General features: G+C 66.1%; 1 protein-coding gene. It reads right to left on the reverse strand.

Annotated elements, in window-relative coordinates:
• Positions 1 to 277: amino acid permease (locus tag SB754_RS19985; protein ID WP_410784121.1), on the reverse strand; the 277-nt coding region annotated here is incomplete at both ends.

Genomic DNA, 277 nt, shown 5'->3' on the forward strand with positions numbered 1-277 from the left:
CCCATAGGTGTAGGCCGAGCCGGCGCGTGGAACCATACCGGCAAACTCGGCGTAGGACATGGCGGCCGCGGCGCTGGCAAGGCCTGCGATCAGGAAGGAAATCAGTACGGCAGGCCCGACGCCGGGGGCGTCAGGCCCGCCGTTGGCCACCAGGCCGGCGAGGGTAAAGATGCCGATGCCGATAATGCCGCCGACGCCGATGGCCGTCAGCTGCCACAGGCCAAGGCTTTTGAAGAGCTTGTTGCCGGTTGTTTCGTCTTCCACCTCGTCGATGGGC

The organism is Leifsonia sp. SIMBA_070, from assembly GCF_046534635.1.
Lineage (GTDB): Bacteria > Actinomycetota > Actinomycetes > Actinomycetales > Microbacteriaceae > Leifsonia.